This window comes from Halomonas borealis (assembly GCF_004798905.1).
In the GTDB taxonomy this organism is placed as follows: domain Bacteria; phylum Pseudomonadota; class Gammaproteobacteria; order Pseudomonadales; family Halomonadaceae; genus Halomonas; species Halomonas borealis.
Window position 1 is genome coordinate 1 of record NZ_SDMO01000013.1, and the last position, 19921, is coordinate 19921.

General features: G+C 65.4%; 15 protein-coding genes. 14 read left to right on the top strand and 1 reads right to left on the bottom strand.

Annotated elements, in window-relative coordinates; all coding sequences use genetic code 11:
• The first annotated feature begins 344 nt into the window (after positions 1 to 344).
• From ETC07_RS12390 to ETC07_RS12455, 11 genes are all read left to right on the top strand, one after another.
• The gene (locus ETC07_RS12390; RefSeq protein WP_136248835.1) at positions 345 to 1385 is read left to right on the top strand and encodes a GlxA family transcriptional regulator; all 1041 of its coding nucleotides are present in this window, start codon (positions 345 to 347) and stop codon (positions 1383 to 1385) included.
• Positions 1386 to 1629: 244 nt separating this feature from the next.
• Positions 1630 to 3144: a Na+/H+ antiporter NhaC gene (nhaC, locus tag ETC07_RS12395; protein WP_136248836.1), complete on the top strand. Its 1515-nt coding sequence runs from the start codon at positions 1630 to 1632 to the stop codon at positions 3142 to 3144.
• Positions 3145 to 3449: 305 nt separating this feature from the next.
• Positions 3450 to 4760: a serine hydroxymethyltransferase gene (gene glyA, locus ETC07_RS12400; RefSeq protein WP_136248837.1), complete on the top strand. Its 1311-nt coding sequence runs from the start codon at positions 3450 to 3452 to the stop codon at positions 4758 to 4760.
• A gap of 49 nt (positions 4761 to 4809) precedes the next feature.
• Complete coding sequence (locus ETC07_RS12405) at positions 4810 to 6060, top strand: sarcosine oxidase subunit beta family protein (RefSeq protein WP_136248838.1); 1251 nt, start codon at positions 4810 to 4812, stop codon at positions 6058 to 6060.
• A gap of 202 nt (positions 6061 to 6262) precedes the next feature.
• Positions 6263 to 6610: a sarcosine oxidase subunit delta gene (locus ETC07_RS12410; RefSeq protein WP_136248839.1), complete on the top strand. Its 348-nt coding sequence runs from the start codon at positions 6263 to 6265 to the stop codon at positions 6608 to 6610.
• On the top strand, positions 6607 to 9660 hold the full coding sequence (locus ETC07_RS12415; protein ID WP_136248840.1) for a sarcosine oxidase subunit alpha family protein: 3054 nt from the start codon (positions 6607 to 6609) through the stop codon (positions 9658 to 9660). Before ETC07_RS12410 ends, ETC07_RS12415 begins: the two co-directional genes overlap by 4 nt.
• Positions 9653 to 10303, top strand: a complete 651-nt coding sequence (locus tag ETC07_RS12420) for a sarcosine oxidase subunit gamma (RefSeq protein WP_136248841.1) — start codon at positions 9653 to 9655, stop codon at positions 10301 to 10303. Before ETC07_RS12415 ends, ETC07_RS12420 begins: the two co-directional genes overlap by 8 nt.
• 255 nt (positions 10304 to 10558) lie before the next feature.
• Positions 10559 to 11446 (top strand): formyltetrahydrofolate deformylase, encoded by an 888-nt coding sequence (gene purU / locus ETC07_RS12425; protein WP_240724643.1) that lies wholly within the window; start codon positions 10559 to 10561, stop codon positions 11444 to 11446.
• A 683-nt stretch (positions 11447 to 12129) separates the two neighbouring features.
• Positions 12130 to 12543, top strand: a complete 414-nt coding sequence (locus ETC07_RS12445) for a DUF4168 domain-containing protein (protein WP_136248842.1) — start codon at positions 12130 to 12132, stop codon at positions 12541 to 12543.
• 150 nt (positions 12544 to 12693) lie between these two features.
• Entirely contained in the window at positions 12694 to 14604 is a 1911-nt protein-coding gene (locus tag ETC07_RS12450; RefSeq protein WP_136248843.1) for a DUF294 nucleotidyltransferase-like domain-containing protein, read from the top strand.
• 13 nt (positions 14605 to 14617) lie between these two features.
• Positions 14618 to 15334, top strand: coding sequence for a 3'-5' exonuclease (locus ETC07_RS12455; protein WP_136248844.1), 717 nt, complete (start codon positions 14618 to 14620; stop codon positions 15332 to 15334).
• A gap of 40 nt (positions 15335 to 15374) precedes the next feature.
• Here the strand turns inward: ETC07_RS12455 and cobO are convergent, their stop codons facing one another.
• On the bottom strand, positions 15375 to 15974 hold the full coding sequence (gene cobO, locus ETC07_RS12460) for a cob(I)yrinic acid a,c-diamide adenosyltransferase (protein ID WP_136248845.1): 600 nt from the start codon (positions 15972 to 15974) through the stop codon (positions 15375 to 15377).
• A gap of 143 nt (positions 15975 to 16117) precedes the next feature.
• Between cobO and ETC07_RS12465 the strand changes: the two genes are divergently transcribed.
• The 3 genes from ETC07_RS12465 (at position 16118) to pepN (ending at position 19832) form a co-directional block, all read left to right on the top strand.
• Positions 16118 to 16603 (top strand): YajQ family cyclic di-GMP-binding protein, encoded by a 486-nt coding sequence (locus tag ETC07_RS12465; protein ID WP_136248846.1) that lies wholly within the window; start codon positions 16118 to 16120, stop codon positions 16601 to 16603.
• Positions 16604 to 16743: 140 nt separating this feature from the next.
• The gene (locus ETC07_RS12470) at positions 16744 to 17121 is read left to right on the top strand and encodes a YbaN family protein (protein WP_136248847.1); all 378 of its coding nucleotides are present in this window, start codon (positions 16744 to 16746) and stop codon (positions 17119 to 17121) included.
• An 80-nt stretch (positions 17122 to 17201) separates the two neighbouring features.
• Positions 17202 to 19832 carry an aminopeptidase N gene (pepN, locus tag ETC07_RS12475; RefSeq protein ID WP_136248848.1) on the top strand — a complete coding sequence of 877 codons (2631 nt, stop codon included), beginning with the start codon at positions 17202 to 17204 and terminating at the stop codon, positions 19830 to 19832.
• The last annotated feature ends 89 nt before the right edge of the window (positions 19833 to 19921 follow it).

Below are 19921 nucleotides of genomic sequence, written 5' to 3' on the forward strand. Positions count from 1 at the left end.
TGCCGGGTGCCGCTGACCTCGGGCGAGGTCGACATGGAGCACGACGGCGGCATCACCGATGAAGACATGGCCGATGGCGTCATCCTGTCCTGCTGCAGCAAGCCCACGGGCGATGTGGTGGTCGAGTACTGAGGGTTGTCGCCACGCGACGCCGCCCCATGCCGGTGGCATGGGGCGTTCTTGTTGCCGGCACCTGCCGGGTGCCGCTGACCTCGGGCGAGGTCGACATGGAGCACGACGGCGGCATCACCGATGAAGACATGGCCGATGGGGTCATCCTTGTGTCACGGGGGAAAGCCCGTGACACTGCCCCTCGGAATTGACGCTGCCAAGGCTCCCGCCCCATGACCCCCGATCGTCAGGATGTGCCGCTCTCCATCGGCTTCGTGCTGTTGAGGCGTTTTACCATGATGCCCTTCGCGGCCTTCGTCGATTGTCTGCGCCTGGCCGCCGACGAGGGCGATCGTTCTCGCCAGCTGCGTTGCCACTGGGTGTTCATGGCCAGCGGAGGTCATGACGCCATGTCCAGCTGCGGAGCCGCGATCACGCCCTGTTCGCCTTTTCGCGATCCCTCCGAGTTCGATTACATCGTGGTCATCGGTGGGGTGCAGGATGAGCATGATGCCGTGGACGAGGCGGCACTCGCCTACCTGACGCGCGTCAACGAGGCCGGCGTGCCCCTGGTGGGCGTCTGCACCGGGGTCTTCGCGTTGATCCAGGCCGGGCTGATGAACGGTCGTCGCTGCTGCGTCAGCTGGTATCACCATGGTGACCTCACTCAGCGCTTTCCCGACATCGAGCCGGTAGGGGACCGGCTGTTCATCGACGATGGCGATCGGCTGACCTGTGCCGGCGGCGTCGCCTCCGCGGACCTCGCCGCCTACCTGGTGGAGCGCCACCTGGGCAAGGCCTGGGCGATGAAGAGCCTGCATATCATGCTCATCGATGAGGCGCGCCAGGGGTGTCATCCGCAGCCCCAGCCGGTGATCTTCGACAAGGTGACCGACCGGCTGGTGCGTCGGGCCATCGATATCATCGAGCAGCACCTGGGGCAGACGATCTCGGTGGACGAGCTGGCGCGGCGTGTCGGCACCTCGCGGCGCAACATCGAGCGCAAGTTTCGCGAGGAACTGGGCGTCGGCCCCCAGAAGTTCGCCCGCGACCTGCGACTGCGTTATGGCCTGTGGCTGTTGCACTACACCGCCAAGAGCGTCACCGAGATCGGCGAGCGCTGTGGTTTCTCCGACACCGCGCACTTCTCGCGGCACTTCCGCGCTGCCTTCGGGGCCACGCCCACCGCGATGCGCAAGGCCGCCAGTGAGGGCACGGCCCCGGTCGATCCGTTCTTCCTACATATCGAGTCTCGTGCCGAGGCACGGAAATGAGTCGTCATGGGTCGCGCGGGGAAGCAGGCTGGCGCTTCCTCGGGGGGCTTTTGAATCCCCTTTGCGGTTAGGGATATGCCTTAATATCAATGTGTTATAGGTTTCTGTCGTGAATCTTATGGTAAAGATGTCGCAAACCTTCAATCTCCTTGCGGGGTAATGGGGTATCTATCGAGAGGCTTCCGCTCATGGCGAGCCTCGGGGCGGAGGCCTGGTACAACAACAACCGCAAGGAGCTCTTCCCATGTCGTCCTCCCAAGTCCCGAAACCGGGACTCGCCCTGGCCCTGCTGCCGATCGTCTTGACCTTCGGCGTGCTGGGCATCCAATTATTCGTGTTCGGTAACTTCACTCCCCATGTGCCCCTGATCATCGGCATCGCGCTGACCGCGTTGCTGGGCCGACGCCTCGGCCTGCGCTGGCAGGAGATGGAGGCGGGGATGCTGCATGTGGTGAGCATCGGCCTGCCCGCCGTGGGCATCCTCATGCTGGTGGGGATGATCACCGGCGTATGGATCGCCAGCGGCACCGTGCCGACGCTGATCTATTACGGCCTGGAACTGCTCAGCCCGCAGATGTTCCTCGCCGCGGCGACGCTGCTGTGCGCGGTCGTCTCGGTGTCGCTCGGTACCTCCTGGGGCACCGTGGGCACGGTGGGCCTGGCGCTGATGGGCATCGGTGCCGGCTTCGATATCCCGGCCTACTGGAGCGCCGGTGCGATCGTGTCCGGGGCCTTCTTCGGCGACAAGGTCTCGCCGTTGTCCGACACCACCAATCTGGCACCCGCCGTGACCGGGGTGAACCTGTTCGACCATATCCGCAACCTGATGCCGACCACGGTGCCGGCGATGCTGGTCGCGCTGGTGGTCTATCTGGTGGCGGGGCATGGCCTGGCCGGCGATCAGGCCGCCTCGCTCGAGCGTATCGCGTCGATCACCCAGGGGCTGGCGCAGAACTTCGACATCAGCGTGCTGTCGCTGCTGCCCGTGCTGGTGGTGATCGGGCTGGCCCTGCTACGCATGCCGGCGCTGCCGGTGCTGTTCGTCGGTGTGCTGCTCGGCGCCGTCACGGCCTTCCTGCTGCAGGACGAGGGGCTGCAAGGGCTGTTCGGTTTCGCCTTCTCGGGTTATGCCATCGAGACCGGTGTGGCCGAGATCGACGGCCTGCTCAATCGTGGCGGCCTGCAATCGATGACCTGGGTCATCACCCTGCTGCTGATCGCGCTGTCGTTCGGCGGCATCCTCGAGCGCACCGGCTGCATGCACGCCATCATCGCGGCCATCGTCAGCCGGGTGAAGCGCTTCGTCGGGCTGCAGTCATCGGCGATCGCCAGCTCCATGAGCACCAACCTGATCGCCGGCGATCCCTACCTGTCGATCACCCTGACCGGGCGGATGTTCGGTCCGGTCTATCGTGGCAAGGGCTACTCGCTGCTCAACCTGTCCCGAGCCACGGAGGAAGGCGGTACCCTGATCTCGCCGTTGATTCCCTGGAATGCCGGCGGCGCCGTGGTGATCACCTCGCTCGGCCTGAGTATCGGTGACGGTAGCATGGGCGATCTGCTGTACATCCCGCTGGCGTTCGCCTGCTGGCTATCACCGCTGATCGGCGTGTTCTATGCGTGGATGGGCTGGTTCTCGCCGCGTGCCAGCGAGGCCGAGAAGGCCCAATGGCAGGCCGACGGCGAGGCGATCATGGAGATCGATGAGGGCGCCGTCGATGGTGCCCTGAAGGCATCGGGGTCGACGGCGGCGGGATAGGCAGGCATCTCGCGATCATGGGGCCGGCGCGCAAGCGTCGGTCCTTCGTGTTTAAGGGGCTTATATACAAAAATCTCGATAATTTTATTTTGTTAAAAATCAATAAGTTAATTATTTTGTCGCGATTTTATCGGTAACTTTGTCGCATGTATTCAATCTTTCCAGGCTGGGTTTGGCTATCAATATGTCCTAAGAGGCGACGCGCGAGGCTCGGTGTCTCGCCTGGCAAGGCGGACGTCGTTTTCAGGATACTCCGAGCGCCGCCCTATCTTACTGTTGCGAAGCCAATTCGAGGGTGATGAGAGATGAATGACAACAACCTGACCCTGACCGATCCGCAGGTCGCCGCCGCCATCGATGACGAGGTGCTGCGACAGGAAGCCCATATCGAGCTGATTGCGTCCGAGAACTATGCCAGCCCCCAGGTGATGGCGGCTCAGGGCAGCCAGCTGACCAACAAGTATGCCGAGGGCTACCCGGGCAAGCGCTATTACGGCGGCTGCGAGCATGTCGACGTGGTCGAACAACTGGCCATCGAACGGGCCTGTGCGCTGTTCGGCGCCGACTACGCCAACGTCCAGCCGCATTCCGGTGCCCAGGCCAACGCCGCGGCCTTCATGGCCCTGGTCGCCCCGGGCGACACCGTGCTGGGCATGAGCCTGGCCCATGGCGGGCACCTGACCCATGGCGCGGCACCGAACTTCTCCGGCAAGCACTACCACGCCATCCAGTACGGCCTGAATCCCGACACCGGCGAGATCGACTACGCGGAAGTCGAGCGCCTGGCCCACGAGCACCGGCCGAAGCTGATCATCGCCGGCTTCTCGGCCTATTCGCGGGTCGTCAACTGGCGCCGTTTCCGTGATATCGCCGATGCCGTGGGTGCCTACCTGCTGGTCGACATGGCTCATGTCGCCGGCCTGGTGGCCGCCGGCCACTATCCGAGCCCGCTGCCCCATGCCCATGTGGTGACGACCACCACCCACAAGACCCTGCGCGGTCCGCGTGGTGGGTTGATCCTTTCCGCCAGCGGCGACGAGGCGCTCTACAAGAAGCTCAACGGCGCGGTCTTCCCGGGCCAGCAGGGCGGTCCGCTGATGCACGTCATCGCCGCCAAGGCAGTGGCCTTCCGCGAGGCCATGAGCCAGGACTTCGTGCGCTACCAGGCTCAGGTCATCGACAACGCCCGGGCCATGGCCGGTGTGTTCGTCGAACGCGGCTATGACGTGATCTCCGGTGGCACCGACGACCACCTGTTCCTGGTCTCGCTGATCAAGCAGGGCGTGACCGGCAAGGCGGCGGATGCCGCCCTGGGCCGTTCGCACATCACCGTCAACAAGAACGCCGTGCCCAACGATCCGCAGAGCCCGTTCGTGACCTCCGGGCTGCGTCTCGGTACTCCGGCCGTGACCACGCGCGGCTTCGATCAGGCCGACTGCGAGGCCCTCGCCGGCTGGATCTGCGACATCCTCGATGAGCTGGAGAAACAGCAGGACACCACCGCCATCGAGGCCGAGGTGCGCGGCAAGGTGGCCGAGCTTTGCGCTCGCCATCCCGTGTATGCCGCGGCCGCGGCCGCGGTCGAGTCGAGCAACGCCGCTACCGCCACCGCGTGAGCCCGTTCCCCGTCGCGGTAGCGGCGGGGCCCTTGAGGAGTCATCCCCTATGCAACGTTATTCAGGTTTCGGGCTGGTCAAGCATGCGCTGAGCCACCATGAGAACTGGCAGCGCCAGTGGCGTAACCCGACGCCGAAGAAGGCCTATGACGTCATCATCATCGGCGGCGGCGGCCACGGGCTGGCCACGGCTTACTATCTGGCCAAGGAGCACGGCATCACCAATGTCGCCGTGATCGAGAAGGGCTGGTTGGGTGGCGGCAACACCGCGCGCAACACCACCATCGTGCGTTCCAACTATCTGTGGGACGAGTCGGCGGCGCTCTACGAGCATTCCATGAAGCTGTGGGAAGGCCTGTCCCAGGAGCTCAACTACAACGTCATGTTCTCCCAGCGCGGCGTGCTCAACCTGGGGCATACCCTGCAGGACATGCGTGACATCCAGCGCCGCGTCAACGCCAACCGCCTGAACGGCGTCGACGGCGAGGTGGTCACCCCGCAGCAGATCAAGGAGATCGAGCCGGCGCTGGATACCTCCAAGCGTGCGCGCTACCCGATCCTCGGCGCCTCCTGGCAGCCGCGCGGCGGCGTGGCTCGCCATGACGCCGTGGCTTGGGGCTTCGCCCGCGGTGCCGACGCCCTGGGCGTGGATATCCTGCAGCAGACCGAGGTCACCGGCTTCAAGATCCGCGATGGACAGATCCATGGCGTGCACACCAATCGCGGCGACATCGAGGCCCAGACCGTCGGCTGCGTGACCGCCGGCAACTCCAGCGTGATGGCCAAGATGGCCGGCATCAAGCTGCCGCTGGAATCACACCCGTTGCAGGCGCTGGTCTCCGAGCCGCTCAAGCCGGTGCTCAACACCGTGACCATGTCCAACCACGTGCATGGCTATATCAGCCAGTCGGACAAGGGCGACCTGGTCATCGGCGCCGGCATCGACGGCTACAACGGTTATGGCCAGCGCGGCAGCTATCCGACCGTCGAGCACACCCTGCAGGCCATCGTCGAGATGTTCCCGATGTTCTCGCGGGTACGCATGAACCGCCAGTGGGGCGGCATCGTCGATACCTGTCCGGATGCCTGCCCGATCCTCTCCAAGACGAAGATCAAGGGCCTGTACTTCAACTGCGGTTGGGGCACCGGGGGCTTCAAGGCCACGCCGGGCTCGGCCAACGTGTTCGCGGCCAGCCTGGCCAAGGGCGAGATGCACCCGATCGCCGCGCCGTTCTCCATCGACCGCTTCAACACCGGGGCGCTGGTCGACGAGCACGGGGCGGCCGGCGTGGCTCACTAGGTACTGACGGAAACGGTCTGTGCTCGACAATACGGCGTTAAACAATGGCTCAATATGCTCACTTACGGCTCGTAAACTCCGCTATTTCGCCATTTTTTGCCTTGTCTTGCCTTCGCTCGACGAGTTTTCGTTCAGCACCGGCAGGCGATCAAAGTACAGAGATACATTTCGCTTTCATCCTGAGTGATGGAGGGATAACACGATGTTCTATATCCATTGCCCCTACTGCGGCGAACACCGCGAGGAAGAAGAGTTCCACCCCAAGGGGCAGGCGCATATCGCCCGCCCCCAGGAGCCTGAGTCGTGCAGCGACGAGGCGTGGGGCGACTACCTGTTCTTCCGCGACAACCCCCGTGGCATCCACCACGAGCTGTGGGTACATGCGGTGGGCTGCCGCAAGTTCTTCAACATCACGCGCCACACCGTGAGCTACGCGATCCTCGAGACCTACAAGATGGGCGAGCAGCCGACGTTCACCGCCGAGAACCCCGAGGGCCGGCCGTCCGTGGCCGCCGACCCGGCATCGCTTCGTGAAGGAGTCCGAGCATGAGCCAGCCCAGGCAACAAGCGAACCGTCTCGCCCAGGGCGGTCGCATCGATCGCTCTCGTCGGCTGAGCTTCAGCTTCAACGGCCAGACCTATCAGGGCCATGCTGGCGACACCCTGGCGTCCGCCCTGCTGGCCAACGGCGTCGATATCGTCAATCGCAGCTTCAAGTACTCGCGTGCCCGCGGCATCGTCGCCGCCGGTGCCGAGGAGCCGAACGCGCTGGTCCAGCTCGGAGACGGCGAGGCCGCCCAGGTGCCCAACGTGCGTGCCACCCAGCAGGCGTTGTACGACGGCCTGAGCGCGCGTAGCACCAACGGCTGGCCGAACGTCCAGCGCGACCTGATGGGCCTGGTCGGCAAGCTGAGCGGCAGCTTCATGCCGCCGGGCTTCTACTACAAGACCTTCATGGCCCCGGCCTCCATGTGGCTGACCTACGAGAAATACATCCGCAAGAGCGCCGGCCTGGGTCGCAGCCCGATGGAAGGCGATCCGGATATCTACGACCACCTGCACCAGCACTGCGATGTGCTGGTGGTGGGTGCCGGCCCGGCCGGCCTGGCCGCGGCGCTGGCCGCCGCCCGGAGCGGGGCGCGGGTGATCGTCGCCGACGAGCAGGAAGAGATGGGCGGCTCGCTGCTCGATTCTCGCGAGCTGCTCGACGACAGGCCGGCGGATCAGTGGGTCGCCGAGACCCTCGAGGCGTTGTCCGCGATGGACAACGTGACGTTGCTGTCTCGCACCACCGCCAACGGCTATCACGACCATCATTTCGTGACCCTGCATGAGCGGCGCACCGAGCACCTGGCCGACACCGCACCACGCAAGGAAGGGCGCCGACAGGTTCGCTCGCGCCTGCATCGCGTGCGTGCGGGGCGTGTGGTGCTGGCCACCGGGGCCCACGAGCGTCCGCTGGTCTACGCCGGCAACGATGTGCCGGGCAACCTGCTGGCCGGCGCCGTGTCCACCTATATCCGCCGCTACGGCGTGGTGCCGGGGCAACGGCTGGTGCTCTCCACCAGCAACGATCACGCCTATCGCGCCGCCCTGGACTGGGTCGAGGCCGGCCGCGAGGTGGTGGCCATCGCCGATGCTCGGGCCAATCCGGACGGCGAGCTGGTCGCCGAGGCCCGTGTCAAGGGCATTCGTGTCATCACCGGTTCCGCGGTCGTCGAGGCCAAGGGCGATAGCCGCGTCAATGCCGCGCGCATCGCCCCGATCGATATCGCAGGCTTCCGCGTGGTCGGGACCGCCGAGACCCTCGCCTGCGACACCATCGCCAGCTCCGGCGGCTACAGCCCGGTCATCCACCTGGCGTCCCACACCGGTTGCCGCCCGACCTGGCGTGACGACCGGCTGGGCTTCGTGCCCAACACCGTGCCGGGCGTCGCCGCCGCCGGAGGGGCCCAGGCCGTCTACGCCACCGCCGAGGTGCTGGACGACGGTGTCGCGGCGGGCCGCCAGGCGGCCGTCGAGGCCGGCTTCGAGGCCGTCTCGGTGAGCCCGCCCCAGGTCCCCGCGCGGCGTGATGGCGAGGCCTGCGCGCTCTATCAGGTGCCCCACGAGAAGACGACCCTGCGCGCACCGAAGCAGTTCGTCGACCTGCAGAACGACGTCACCGCGGCCGGCATCGAGGTGGCCACCCGCGAGGGCTTCGAGTCCATCGAGCACGTCAAGCGCTACACCGCCATGGGCTTCGGCACCGACCAGGGCAAGCTCGGCAACATCAACGGCATGGCCATCGCCGCGCGTTGCCTGGGGCGCTCGATCCCCGAGGTGGGCACCACGGTGTTCCGTCCCAACTACACACCGGTGACCTTCGGCAGCATCGTCGGGCGTCACTGCGGTGAGCTGTTCGATCCCGAGCGCTACACCGCCATGCACCAGTGGCACGTGGAACAAGGGGCGGCCTTCGAGGACGTCGGCCAGTGGAAGCGCCCGTGGTACTTCCCGCGCCAGGTCGACGGCAAGACCGAGAGCATGGATGAGGCGGTGGCCCGCGAATGCCTGGCGGTGCGCGAGAAGGTCGGCATCCTCGATGCCTCGACGCTCGGCAAGATCGACATCCAGGGGCCGGATGCGCGTGAGTTCCTGGGTCGCGTCTACACCAACAAGTGGGCCAAGCTGGCCCCCGGCCGCGTGCGCTATGGCCTGATGTGCAAGGACGACGGCATGGTGTTCGACGATGGCACCACCAGCTGCCTGGGCGACAACCACTTCCTGATGACCACCAGCACCGGCGGCGCCGCCACCGTGATGGAGTGGCTCGAGATCTGGCATCAGACCGAATGGCCGGAGCTGGACGTCTATTTCAATTCGGTGACCGACCACTGGGCGACCATGACCGTTACCGGCCCGGAAGCGCGCAAACTGATGGAAGAGGTCACCACCGACATCGATCTCGACCGTGACAGCTTCAAGTTCATGGACTGGCGCGAGGGCAAGGTCGCCGGGGTCCCGGCGCGGGTGTTCCGCATCTCCTTCACCGGCGAGCTGGCCTATGAGATCAACGTCCAGGCCAACTATGCGCTGCCGGTGTGGGAGACGCTGTTCGCCCATGGCAACAAGTACGGGCTGACGCCGTATGGCACCGAGACCATGCACGTGCTGAGGGCCGAGAAGGGCTTCATCATCGCCGGTCAGGACACCGATGGTTCGGTGACCCCGGAAGACCTCGGCATGTACTGGGCGATCGGCTACGACAAGCCGTTCTCCTGGATCGGCAAGCGTGCCCTGACGCGCCCCGATAGCGCGCGGGCCGGCCGCAAGCAGCTGGTGGGCCTCAAGCCGAGGGACTCCCAGGTAGTGCTGGAGGAGGGCGCCCCGATCGTGCTCGATCCGAACCATGCGATCCCGATGCCGATGGAAGGCCACGTGACCTCCAGCTACTACAGCCCGACCCTGGCATCAGGCTTCGCCCTGGCGGTGGTCAAGGGCGGTCAGCAGAAGATGGGCGAGTCCGTCTATCTACCCATGGCCGACGGTCAGGTCCATGAGGCCGAAATCGTCAGCACCATCTTCCTCGATCCCAAGGGAGAGCGTCAGCATGTCTAACCTTGCCGTTGAAACAGTCAGGACCTTCGATACCCGTACCGAGGCCAATACGCCGGTGGAGTCGCCGCTGGCCTACAGTTATCGTCGCTCGGGGGCCCCGGCCCCCGGCGCCGACAGCCGGGTGGTGCTGCGCGAGCGCCCCTTCATGGGGCACTTGGTGCTGCGTGGCGGCGCGATCGTCCTCGACGACGCGGTGCGTGAGGTGCTCGGTGTCTCCCTGCCCGGCGAGCCTCAGGGCCTGACCCTCGATGCCGAAGGTCAGCGCTCCATCCAGTGGATCTCGCCGGATGAGTGGTTGGTGATCGTGCCCGGTGGCGAGGAATTCGAGCTGGAGAAACGTCTGCGTGCGGCCCTGGGCGATGCCCATTTCGCGATCAGTAACATCGGCGGTGGCCAGACCCTGATCGAGCTCGAAGGCGAAGCCGCCCACGAGCTGCTGATGAAGTCGGTGGTCTACGACGTGCACCCGAGCCACTTCCCGGTCGGCAAGGGTGTGACCACCCTTTTCGCCAAGACGAGCGTGGTGTTGCGTCGACCCTCCGAGTCGCGCTGGGAGCTGATCGTGCGCCGCAGCTTCGCCGACTATACCTATCGCTGGCTGTTGGATGCCGGCGAGGAATACGCCATCGGCGTCGAACGCTAGGCGTTGTTCGACAAGTGCCTGCGTTCGCTCATACGGCGTTAAAAATCGACTCAAAGGACTCATTTACACCGCGTAAGCTCCGTCTTTTCGTCGATTTTTGCCTTGTCTGATCATCGCTCGTCGACGTTTCAGACATCGCCTAGGAAACACGCGAGAGTCGCGTCGCGGCAGCGCCTTGACTGCTCGGCGCTTCCGCCACCTCGTTGTGCCACAGGCCGGGGCTCCGCTCCGGCCTGCTTCGTCAGGAGACTCGCCATGAACCCCATGAACCGTCGTGTCGGCAATAGCGCCGACACCTGGATCCTTACCGCGCAGTGCCCCAGTCGCCTGGGCACCGTCGACGTGGTCACCCGCTTCTTGAAGGAAAGTCGTTGCTACATCACCGAACAGCAATCCTTCGATGATCACCACGGCGAGCGTTTCTTCATCCGTACCGAGTTCCGCCCGCCGGCGCCCGACTTCGATGCCGAGGCCTTCCAGGCCGGCTTCGCCGCTCGGGCCGCCGAGTTCGAGATGGACTTCGAGCTGACGGCTCCGGATGCACGGCTGCCGGTGGTGATCATGGTCTCCAAGGCCGATCATTGCCTGAACGACCTGCTGTATCGCTACCGCACCGGCCAGCTGCCGATCGAGATCCGTGCGGTGGTCTCCAACCATCCGGACCTCAAGCCGCTGGCCGACTGGCATGAGCTGCCCTATTACCATCTCCCGATCACCGCGGACACCAAGGCCGAGCAGGAGGCTCGAGTCTGGCGGGTCGTCGAGGAAGCCGGCGCCGAGCTGGTGATCCTGGCTCGCTACATGCAGGTGCTGTCCAGCGAGATGTGCGAGAAGCTCTCCGGTCGGGCGATCAACATCCATCATTCCCTGCTGCCCGGCTTCAAGGGCGCCAAGCCCTACCACCAGGCCTTCGAGAAGGGCGTCAAGCTGGTCGGGGCCACCGCGCATTACATCAACGATGACTTGGACGAGGGGCCGATCATCACCCAGGGCGTGGAGCCGGTCGGCCACGCCGATGCCCCCGAGGATCTGGTCGCCAAGGGCCGGGATATCGAGTGCTTGACCCTGGCAAGGGCCGTCGATGCTCATGTGGCGCGTCGGGTGTTCCTGCACGGGCGTCGAACGGTGGTGTTCTCGCGCTGAGCGGGAGGATATCGAGTGCCGCTCTCGACCTGCGGCAAGGGCCGTCGATGCCCATGTGGCGCGCCGGGTGTTCCTGCACGGGCGTCGAACGGTGGTGTTCTCGCGCTGAGCGGGGGATATCGAGTGCCGCTCTCGACCTGCGGCAAGGGCCGTCGATGCCCATGTGGCGCGTCGGGTGTTCCTGCACGGGCGTCGAACGGTGGTGTTCTCGCGCTGAGCGGGGGATACCGAGTGCCGCTCTCGACCTGCGGCCAGGGCCGTCGATGCCCATGTGGCACGCCGGGTATTCCTGCACGGGCGTAGAACGGTGGTGTTCTCGCGCTGAGCGGGGGATGTCGAGTGCCGCTCTCGACCTGCGGCAAGGGCCGTCGATGCTCATGTGGCGCGCCGGATCTTCCTGCACGGGCGTCGAACGGTGGTGTTCTCGCGCTGAGCGGGGGATATCGAGTGTCGCTCTCGACCTGCGGCAAGGGCCGTCGATGCTCATGTGGCGCGTCGGGTGTTCCTGCTCGGGCGTCGAACGGTGGTGTTCTCGCGCTGAGCGGGGCTCGATAGCGAGGCATGCATGAGAGGGTGTCGATAAGAATTACATTTTGTAACACGATTGCCGTGAACCTCACCGTGCCCGGCGCGTCATAGGGGGGCATCTCACGCATGCATGACAATGATTTCCGGAGGTATTTATGCAACGTATCACTGCCCTGTTCTCCGCCGCCCTGCTCAGCGCCGGCCTGATGAGTTCCATGGCCCACGCCCAAGACAGCGCCGATGCGACGGCAAGCCAGGGTCAGGCCGCGGCCGCGACACAAGCGACGGCCCAGAACTTCTCCGATGCTCAGCTGCAGAAGTTCGCCGATGCCTCCGAGGAAATCTCGGTGATCTCCCAGGACTACACCCAACAGCTGAAGAACGCCGAAGGTGAAGAGGGCCAGCAGGAGGTTCGCCAGGAGGCCAACGACAAGATGGTCGAAGCGGTCCAGGACAGCGGCCTCGAGGTAGATACCTTCAACACCATCGGCCAGGCGATTCAGCAGAACCCCGAGCTGATGAAGCGTGTGCAGGGCATGACCCAGGGTAGTGGCGAGTCCGCTTCCTGATCCCGTACCGCCCGTTTAGCCCCTGTGCATGGAAAGGCCACCCCTCGGGGGTGGCCTTTTCGCGTTGGGCGAGGGCGACAGGAGCGCTTTACACCGCTCCCGCCCCCTTTCAGACTTGGCATATCTCCACGATCGAGCGGGCACCGGGCCATGGATGTTGAACTGTTGGAAATCCGCCAGCATCTGGGGCGGTTTCCGCCCTTCGAGACGCTCTCCGACGAACTGCTCGACGAGGTGGCGAGCCGGGTCGAGGTGGCCTACTTCAAGGCCGATAGCGATATCCTGGTCCTCGACCAGGAGCTTCACGAGCTGTGCTACGTGCGCAGTGGCGCGGTGGAAATCTATCGTCGCGGCGGGGAGCTCTACAATCGTTGGGGCGAGGGCGAGATCTTCGGGCAATTCAGCCTGTTGCGACACAATCGGGTCCGTTATCCCGTGCGGGCCATGGAAGACTCGCTCATCTATTTCATCCCCGAGGAGGTCTTCCACCGCCTCTGCGAGGCCGATGACGATTTCGCCGACTTCGTGGAGCTGTCGCGACCGCGCCTCGAGAGTGCGGTCGAGGAACAGAAGAAAAACAACGACATGATGATCACCCGGGTGCGTAAGCTGGTCACGCGCTATCCGCTGATGGTCGAAGCCTCGACCACTATCCAGGAGGCCGCGCGTCAGATCACCGACTTCCAGGCCTCGGCGGTGCTGGTGCTGGATGGGCCTGGCGAGGCCGACAATGCCCGCTACACCTTCCATGACAACGAGGAGCGGGCCTGGCAGTTGCGCGGCATTCTCACCGACAGCGACTTCCGTACCCGGGTGGTGGCGGAGGGACTGTCGCCGGATACTCCGGTCGGTGAGGTGGTGGCCGGCAACATCATCGCTATCCAGTCCGACGAGTCGGTGCAGGAGGCGATGCTGGTCATGCTGCGCTACAACATCCACCACCTGCCGGTGATGCACCGTCGCCGCCCGGTGGGTATCGTGCACCTCTCGGACATCATTCGCTACGAGACCCAGAGCAGCCTCTACCTGGTCAGCAACATCTTCCACCAGCCCAATGCCGAAGGGCTGGCGCGGCTTGCCCCGGATGTCGGTGCGGCCTTCGTGCGCATGGTCGAGGAGGGTGCCGACTCGCGCATGGTGGGCAGTGCCCTGTCGACCATCGGGCGCAACTTCACCCGCCGCCTGCTCGAGCTGGGCGAGGAGCATCTGGGCCCGCCGCCGGTGCCGTATTGCTTCATGGCGCTCGGCTCCATGGCGCGCAACGAGCAGTCCATCACCACCGACCAGGACAACGCCCTGGTGCTGTCCGACGACTTCGATCCCGAGCGCCACGACGCGTACTTCCTGGCGCTGGCCCAGTTCGTCAGCGATGGCCTGGATGCCTGCGGCTACCCCTACTGCAAGGGGGATGTCATGGCCACCAATGCTCGCTGGCGGCAGCCATTGGCCGTGTGGAAGCGCTATTTCCGCGAATGGATCGAGCATCCCAACCCCGAGCGGCTGCTGCATAGCTCGATCTTCTTCGATCTTGACGCCGTGTATGGCGAGCAGGTGATGGTCGAGCAGCTGCAGGATCTGGTGGCCGAGCAGGCCGCTCGCCATCCGTTGTTCCTGGCTGCCATGGCGCGTAACGCCCTCAGTCGCACGCCGCCACTGGGCTTCTTCCGCACCTTCGTGATGGAACAGGATGGCAAGCACAACAACTCGATCAACCTCAAGCGACGCGGTACCGCGCCGATGGTCGACCTGGTCCGGGTGCATGCCCTGGCCTGTGGCTCCAGCGCCCAGAACAGCTTCGATCGTCTCGATGACATCGACCGCACCCAGCTGCTGGCCCCGGGGGTCAGCGATCGGTTGCGCTATGCCATGGAGTTCCTGTCGATGTCGCGGATTCGCCATCAGGTGATCGACATCCAGCACGACCAGACGCCGGACAACAACATCGAGCCGGAGAACGTCTCGAGCAGCGAGCGCCACCATCTCAAGGATGCCTTCCAGGCGCTGAGCCACGCCCAGAAGTTCCTCAAGTTTCGCTATCCGATGCCCTCGCGGCCCAAATGAGGAGGGTGGCGGAATGCTGATGCGACGCAGGACCCAGATTCCCGACTGGACGGGCTACCTGGCACGCCGCGCCGAGACGGCCGAGGACGCGCGGCTGGCACGCTTCTTCGCCGCCGGCGCCCCGGCGGCGGAGACGCCGATCGGCGAGGCCCCGCTGGTGGCGCTGGACATGGAGACCACCGGCCTCGATGCCCGGCGCAACTCCATCGTCAGCATCGGGCTGGTGCCCTTCACCATGGGGCGCATTTCGCTGAGCGAACGCCGCTACTGGGTGGTGCGCCCGCGGCGCACCCTGAGCGCCGAATCGGTGACCTTCCACCACATCACCCACGCCGATATCGCCCAGGCGCCGGAGCTGGACGATATCCTGGACTCGCTGTTCGAGGCCCTGGCCGGGCGCCTGGCCGTGGTGCATTACCGCCACATCGAGCGCCCCTTCCTCGACGTGGCGGTCAAGGCCCGGCTGGGGGAGGGCGTGGTGTATCCGATGATCGATACCATGTCGCTCGAGGCGCGTATCCATCGTCAGTCTCGGGTGGCGCGCTTCAAGCGCTGGATCGGTCGGCCGCCGGCTTCCATCCGCCTGTTCGATAGCCGCGCGCGCTATGGCCTGCCGCCTTATCAGGGCCATCATGCGCTGACCGATGCCCTGGCCACCGCGGAGCTGCTGCAGGCCCAGATCGCCCATCACTACCGCCCCGAGACGCCGGTGGGCGCGATCTGGAGCTGATGCCCGTCAATCGAGCGCCTGGGCGAGGCGGCATGCCGGGTCAGTAGTCGATGCCACGCCGCGCCTCGAGCCCGGCGCCGAAGGCATGGCGAACCTCCTTCATCTCGGTGATGGTGTCGGCCATGGCCTGGAGCTCGCGGTGGGCATTGCGTCCGGTCACGATCACGGTCTGCTCGGCGGGGCGGTGCTCGAGCGCCCGCTTGAGCGTGGCGATGTCCAGGTAGCCGAACTTGAGCATGTAGGTGATCTCGTCGAGCACCACCAGGTAGACCCCGGGGTCGGCGAGCATCCGCTCGGCCTCGGCCCATACTTCGTGGCAGGCTTGGGTGTCGCTCTCGCGGTTCTGGGTCTCCCAGGTGAAGCCGGTGGCCATGATGGCCACGTCCAGGTTGGCGTCCTCCTCGAGCCTCTCCCGCTCGCCGCATTCCCACAGGCCCTTGATGAACTGCACCACGCCGACGCGATAGCCGTAGCCCAGGGCGCGGGTCACGGTGCCCCAGGCGGCGGTGGTCTTGCCCTTGCCGTTGCCGGTGAAGACCAGCAGCTGGCCGCGCCGTTCATCGGCGGCGGCGACCTTCTCGTCGACGCGGGACTTGAGGGTCTGCATGGCCTTGCGGTGTCGCTCGTCGCGTTCGCTCATCGGGATGACTCCTGTGCGTGTCGAAGGGTGGCAAGGCAGCCTACCCCAAGCACCAGCCGGCGTCAGCCGGTGAGCGGGCGGCGCTAGGCGTCATCGCTCGTCGCGCTTAGAATGGCGTCATCGTTCATCATCGGGAATTCACCATGCCTTCCTTCGATATCATCTCCGAGTTCGACCAGCACGAGGCGAACAACGCCGTCGATCAGGCCAACCGCGAGCTGCAGGGCCGCTTCGACTTCAAGGGCGTCACCGCCTCCTTCGCGCTCGAGGGCGAAGCGGTGACCCTCGAGGCCGAGGTCGACTTCCAGCTGCGTCAGATGCTCGACATGCTGCGCAACAAGTTGATCGCTCGCGGCATCGACCCGCGCTGCCTGGAGGTCGACGACCCCGAACTCTCCGGGGTTCGCGCCCGCCAGACGGTGCGCCTCAAGCAGGGGCTCGAGCAGAAGGAGGCCAAGGACATCGTCAAGCGCATCAAGGACACCAAGCTCAAGGTTCAGTCGCAGATCCAGGGCGAGAAGGTCCGCGTCACCGGCAAGAAGCGTGACGACCTGCAGCAGATCATGGCGCTGCTCAAGGGCGAGCAAGGCCCCGACCTGGCGCTGCAGTTCGACAACTTCCGTGACTGAGCCCGCCCTCGGCGGCCTCCCGGCGTCGGCCGGTGGCCATCGCCTGCGGTTAAGGCCGTCATTGACGCAGGCGATTGGCAGCCGGGGGTGGCTTGGGCTTCAATATATCCATGCCCTGTCGCCAAAGGAGTGAGCGCACGATGTCCCATGCGCGTCGCCTCGTCTATCTGACCATCGCCGGGATCAGCTTCGCCCTGGGCGTGATCGGTGCCTTCCTGCCGCTGGTGCCGACGACCTGCTTCATGCTGGTGGCGGTGTGGGCGGCCTCCAGGGGCTCGCCGCGCTTCGCCGCCTGGATTCGTTCGCACCCACGCTTCGGCGCCACCATCGTGGCCTGGGAATCGGAGCGCGCGATTCCTCGCCATGCCAAGTGGACGGCGGGTGTCATGCTGTTGCTCTCGATGGTGGTGCTGGCCTTCGTCATCGGCGCGCTGTGGCTGAAGCTGGCGCTGATTTTCGGCCTGGCCGCGCTCACCGGCTGGATCCTGACCCGCCCGGAGCCGGTCGCCGATTCCTGAGCCGGCGGGCGCCGGCGGCTTTGAGATCAGGGCCGAGGGGGTCGTACAATGGCCGGCAACCTTCACAGGAGCCATCCTCGATGTCCGAACCCCAGCCGATCTACCTGAGCGATTATCGTCCCCCCGCCTACCGCGTGACCCACACCGAGCTGACCTTCGACCTCGACCCTGCGGCCACCCGGGTGAAGGCGCGCCTGCACGTGGAGCGCCACCCCGAGCGAGAGGCCGGTGAGCCGCTGGAGCTGGACGGTGAGCAGCTCGCGCTGAAGGCCATCGCCATCGACGGCCAGCCGTTGGGTGAGGACGAATACGCGCTGACCGAGCGCGGCCTGCGAGTCATGGGCGTGCCGGCGCGTTTCCTGCTGGATACCGAGGTGGAGGTCGCGCCCGAAGCCAACACCGCCCTGGCGGGGCTCTATCAGTCCGGCGGCATGTTCTGCACCCAGTGCGAGGCCGAAGGCTTCCGGCGCATCACCTTCTATCCGGATCGCCCCGATGTCATGGCGACCTTCTCGACGACGGTGATCGGTCTGTCCGACCGCGAGCCGGTGCTGCTCTCCAACGGCAACCCGGTGGAGCGCGGCGAACTGCCCAATGGCCGTCACTTCGTCACCTGGCAGGACCCGCACCCCAAGCCCAGTTACCTGTTCGCCCTGGTGGCCGGTGACCTCGAGCGCGTCGAGGACCGCTTCACCACCATGAGCGGGCGCGAGGTGACGCTGCAGATCTGGGTCGAGGAGGAAAACCTCGGCAAGACCGACCACGCCATGGCCTCGCTCAAGCGCGCCATGCGCTGGGACGAGCAGACCTACGGTCGCGAATACGACCTCGACCTGTTCATGATCGTGGCGGTCAACGACTTCAACATGGGCGCCATGGAGAACAAGGGGCTCAACATCTTCAACTCGGCGGCGGTGTTGACGCACCCCGACACCGCCACCGACGCCGCCTTCCAGCGTGTCGAGGGCATCGTCGCCCACGAGTACTTCCACAACTGGTCCGGTAACCGCGTGACCTGCCGTGATTGGTTCCAGCTGTCACTCAAGGAAGGCTTCACCGTCTTCCGCGACCAGACCTTCTCCGCCGCGACCAACTCCGCGCCGGTCAAGCGCATCGAGGAAGTGTCCTTCTTCCGTACCGCCCAGTTCGCCGAGGATGCCGGCCCCACGGCACACCCCGTGCGGCCGGATCACTACATCGAGATCGGCAACTTCTACACCCTGACCATCTACGAGAAGGGTGCGGAGATCGTGCGCATGCTGGCCAACCTGGTGGGCGAAGACGCCTTCCGCCAGGGATCGGACCTGTACTTCTCGCGCTTCGACGGCCAGGCGGTGACCATCGAGGACTTCGTCACCTGCATGGCCGAGTCCTCCGGCCAGGATCTCGACCAGTTCATGCGCTGGTACTCCCAAGCCGGTACCCCGGAGATCGATGCCCACGGCGAGTACGATTACGTGAATGGCGCCTATCGACTGCTGTTGCGCCAGCGCACCCCGGCGACGCCTGGTCAGCCCGACAAGCAGCCGTTGCATATTCCGATCCGCCTGGGCCTGGTCGGCACCAAGAGTGGCCGCGACCTGACGATGTCCCTGGACGGCGAGTCGCTGGGCACCGATGGCGTGATCCATCTGCGCGAGGAGGAGCAGGAGTTCCTGTTCACCGACGTCGGGGAAGCCCCGGTGCCGTCGCTGGCGCGTGGTTTCTCGGCGCCGGTCAAGCTGCACTTCCCGTATTCGCGCGAGGATCTGGCCTTCCTGCAGACCCACGACAGCGACGGCTTCAACCGCTGGGATGCCGGCCAGCGGCTGGCCATGCTGGCGTTGGACGATCTGATCGCCGCCCATCGCAACGGCGTCGAGAAGGTGATCGATGCGCGGGTCGTGGAGGCCTTCCGCTCGCTGCTGAGCACGGATCACGACGACAAGGCGGTGCTGGCCGAGATGCTGACGCTGCCTTCCGAGGCCTATATCGCCGAGCAGCAGCCGCTCGTCGACGTGGATGCGATCCACGCCGCCCGCCAGTTCGTCAAGCAGTCCCTGGCGATGGCCCTGCGTGATGACTTCCTGCGTCTCTATGAGGCCAACGTCAGCGAGGCGCCCTATGCGCCGGAGCCCGAGCAGATCGCCGCACGCAGCCTGAAGAACGTGGCGTTGTCGTACCTGGTCAGCATCGAGGACGAGGAAGGCATCGAGCAGGCGCGCCGCCAGTTCGAGGCCAACCACAACATGACCGACGTGCGCGCCGCCCTGACGCTGCTGGTGCATTCCAGCCGCGATGACCTGGCCGACCCGGCGTTGCGGGCCTTCGGCGAGAAATGGGCTCACGACCCGCTGGTCATGGATCAATGGTTCAGCGTGCAGGTGTCTCGCCCGCAGGCCGATGCCCTGGAGCGGGTCAAGTTCCTGATGGATCATCCGGCCTTCTCGTTGACCAACCCCAACAAGGTTCGCGCGCTGATCGGGGCGTTCGCCCAGAACCGGGTCAACTTCCACCGTCTCGACGGCGAGGGCTATCGGCTGCTGGCCGATGTGATCATCGAACTCAACCGCCTGAACCCGGAAATCGCCTCGCGGCTGGTCACCCCGCTGACCCGCTGGCGGCGTTTCGATGAGGCGCGCCAGGCGCTGATGAAGCAGGAGCTCGAACGCATCCGTGCCGAGCAGCTCTCGCCGAACGTGTATGAGGTGGTCGAGAAGGCATTGGCGTAATCGCGACATGCGTTCTCGCGAAAGACAAGGCGCCGCCCGGGAGGGCGGCGCCTTTGTTTGAGCGGACATAATGGAGCTGGGTGCGTAGG

Coding starts and splice junctions, on each gene's coding strand:
- ETC07_RS12390 (WP_136248835.1), top strand. CDS start 345: ATGACCCCCGATCGTCAGGATGTGCCGCTCTCCATCGGCTTCGTGCTG.
- nhaC (WP_136248836.1), top strand. CDS start 1,630: ATGTCGTCCTCCCAAGTCCCGAAACCGGGACTCGCCCTGGCCCTGCTG.
- glyA (WP_136248837.1), top strand. CDS start 3,450: ATGAATGACAACAACCTGACCCTGACCGATCCGCAGGTCGCCGCCGCC.
- ETC07_RS12405 (WP_136248838.1), top strand. CDS start 4,810: ATGCAACGTTATTCAGGTTTCGGGCTGGTCAAGCATGCGCTGAGCCAC.
- ETC07_RS12410 (WP_136248839.1), top strand. CDS start 6,263: ATGTTCTATATCCATTGCCCCTACTGCGGCGAACACCGCGAGGAAGAA.
- ETC07_RS12415 (WP_136248840.1), top strand. CDS start 6,607: ATGAGCCAGCCCAGGCAACAAGCGAACCGTCTCGCCCAGGGCGGTCGC.
- ETC07_RS12420 (WP_136248841.1), top strand. CDS start 9,653: ATGTCTAACCTTGCCGTTGAAACAGTCAGGACCTTCGATACCCGTACC.
- purU (WP_240724643.1), top strand. CDS start 10,559: ATGAACCCCATGAACCGTCGTGTCGGCAATAGCGCCGACACCTGGATC.
- ETC07_RS12445 (WP_136248842.1), top strand. CDS start 12,130: ATGCAACGTATCACTGCCCTGTTCTCCGCCGCCCTGCTCAGCGCCGGC.
- ETC07_RS12450 (WP_136248843.1), top strand. CDS start 12,694: ATGGATGTTGAACTGTTGGAAATCCGCCAGCATCTGGGGCGGTTTCCG.
- ETC07_RS12455 (WP_136248844.1), top strand. CDS start 14,618: ATGCTGATGCGACGCAGGACCCAGATTCCCGACTGGACGGGCTACCTG.
- cobO (WP_136248845.1), bottom strand. CDS start 15,974: ATGAGCGAACGCGACGAGCGACACCGCAAGGCCATGCAGACCCTCAAG.
- ETC07_RS12465 (WP_136248846.1), top strand. CDS start 16,118: ATGCCTTCCTTCGATATCATCTCCGAGTTCGACCAGCACGAGGCGAAC.
- ETC07_RS12470 (WP_136248847.1), top strand. CDS start 16,744: ATGTCCCATGCGCGTCGCCTCGTCTATCTGACCATCGCCGGGATCAGC.
- pepN (WP_136248848.1), top strand. CDS start 17,202: ATGTCCGAACCCCAGCCGATCTACCTGAGCGATTATCGTCCCCCCGCC.